Raw genomic sequence first — 2,312 nt, forward strand, 5'->3', positions numbered from 1 at the left:
TTCATCCCTGCCGTGCCAGATAATGGCTCCTTTATTTATATTCAACTGCATTTTACTGGAGCCATCTTTGTTCATTAAGTAGTCAGCGCCACTGAACATAACCCCAATAAATTTACCAGAGGGACTGATATGAGCAAAAAAAGAAGTAGGGTCGTCAGGGCTGCTGAACAATGGAGTCGCATCTCCATCTTCTACCGGCATCGAATAGAGTGTATATTCTTTGCTGTCCGTGCCTGCTTTTGAAGCTGCTACATATAAGATTCTATCACTGCCTGGAAACCATCTTTGAATGGCGCCGCTTTCAAAGCTCGTCAACTTATTTGATGTACCATTTATTGCGTCTATGACATATACATCATAAATAGGGCTGTCAGCTCTGCCAGTGCTTTTTATTTCAGTTATGATGAGTCTACTGCTGTCCGGGCTCCAGAATGCATTTCGATTGATTATAATGTGATTATCCGTTGAAAAAAGATTCTTAACTTCTCTGGTATCAATATCCAGAATAAAAAGACCACCATTTCCTTCAAACCCTATTTTTCTGCCGTCTGGCGACCAAAACAAATCGTTATTACCAAAGTGGGTCTTTTTATATTTAGTTATTGGCAACTCCTCAGAAACATTTTTGGTAATATTCAAGAGAAATACCGTGAGTTTGTACTGTTCATCAAGGCCAAGGTATAACAGGCTGTCCTCTTCTGGTGACCATTCTAATATTGGCCCTTCCTTAGCCGGCAAGCTTTTTTTTGCAATCAAATCCAAATTTTTTGCATCGACAACAGAAAGACTGTGCGAACCACCGCCAAACCTGGCATTACCACCTGATCTCTCTGTATATAAAAATACTTCGCCTGTGGGGCTCCAGGCTGGGCTTCCTATCAGTTTATGTTCCCCCCTCTGTACTGTATACGGAGTTACTTCACCCCATGATATCCGCCTGATACCAGAACCATCCGCATTTATCATGTACAACGCAAGCACATCTCCCCATGTATCTGTATTGCTACTGACCTTGCCTTTTGTATTAACTTTAATATCTGCATAAATCAACACACGGGTACCATCAGGACACCAGGAAAAACTCATATGAGGGCTGCCACGTATGTCCAGACGACTTTCATCTACAAGGTTTAATGCGTCTTTACCGATCGTTTGATTTAGGTCGGTTATCAATGAGACATTCATCAGTTCAGCATGGTTATCGTCTGCATAGACCGGTTCTGTGACGATAATGATCGATCCCAATACCAGTAATATGGCTATGAACTTACTTTTTCTGTGCATTTTATTCCTCAGTTGAATCCAAAGCTAGTAGGTATTTGTCCTATCATATGTGTCATCAATTGTATCATCTCATTTGGCTTATAGAAAATTAGATTGAAACAAATGATATAATTTAAGTGTGACAACAGAGAGAAACGTATCATATTTTAAATACCACCGTCCATTGATGCTGAAAAGTCATTAACTTCAGACTTAAATCCAATTATTGTCCTAAAACAAGCCATCAAGTTGTCTGCAAATTCTTTCTGTGCGATCACAAAGACATTGCTTACATCTTGTTTCAACTATATTCACCGCCAGTTAGACTATTTTCTTTTCGATTTTAAATGAAAGCAAAGTAATGTGGATATTAATCCGACAAGTGCTGCCGTCGCAGTAAATCCGGGCAATCCTGTGCCGTATGTAGCGGGCACGGATGCTGTTGTTGTACCTGTACTGGTAGGGTCTTGCCGCTTATCGATGTGGTCTATGACTGTGATTGTCCGGCTTGCGGTACTGTACCCATCTTTAACGGCCTTTATCTGGATTTCGCCCTTTTCATCAAAACGATAAGCTATTGTTCCTTTTTCATTTGTTGTCCCTATTAGCTCTCCGTTTGCCATGATGGTTGCATTATTGATCCCGCCTGCTGACTTGATTGAAATATTAACGTCAGTTCCAATCAGCGGGCGGCCGTCTATTTCTATGCGCATGGGACGGTCATACTCTGGCAGTTCCAAGAGATAATCTTGATATATATAATCGGAATATTTTTCAGGTTTGGATGTTTTTGGTTTAAATGTCCTGGCAATAAGATAACGCCCGGTTGGACTCCGGCTTACTTTATCAATATACGGGTCTGGAAGGGGGATGTGCCGTATTTCTTTTGTGGATGCGTTAATGATAGCAAGAGTATTACTCTGGTTTTCATTTACAATTTCAAGAAGTAATTCATCCCTGCCGTGCCAGATCATACCTCCTTTATTTATATTCCACTGCATTTTATTAGAGCCGTCTTTGTTCATTAAGATAAAATTTTCAATCTGAGC

Annotated in this window: 3 protein-coding genes; all 3 read right to left on the minus strand. The window is 40.5% G+C overall.

Annotation, left to right across the window (positions count from 1 at the left end; genetic code table 11):
* Positions 1-1,284: PD40 domain-containing protein (locus IBX40_12850; GenBank protein MBE0525198.1), on the minus strand; the 1,284-nt coding region annotated here is incomplete at its 3' end.
* A 146-nt stretch (positions 1,285-1,430) separates the two neighbouring features.
* A complete protein-coding gene (locus tag IBX40_12855) occupies positions 1,431-1,568 on the minus strand; it encodes a hypothetical protein (protein MBE0525199.1) in 138 nt (45 codons plus the stop codon).
* Between the two features lie 21 nt (positions 1,569-1,589).
* Entirely contained in the window at positions 1,590-2,288 is a 699-nt protein-coding gene (locus IBX40_12860) for a hypothetical protein (GenBank protein MBE0525200.1), read from the minus strand.
* Between the last annotated feature and the right edge of the window lie 24 nt (positions 2,289-2,312).

Source organism: Methanosarcinales archaeon, from assembly GCA_014859725.1.
Taxonomy (GTDB): Archaea; Halobacteriota; Methanosarcinia; order Methanosarcinales; family Methanocomedenaceae; genus Kmv04.

Bases quoted from the DNA above. Each gene is read 5' to 3' on its own strand.
- IBX40_12860 (MBE0525200.1), bottom strand. From the start codon at position 2,288: ATGAACAAAGACGGCTCTAATAAAATGCAGTGGAATATAAATAAAGGA.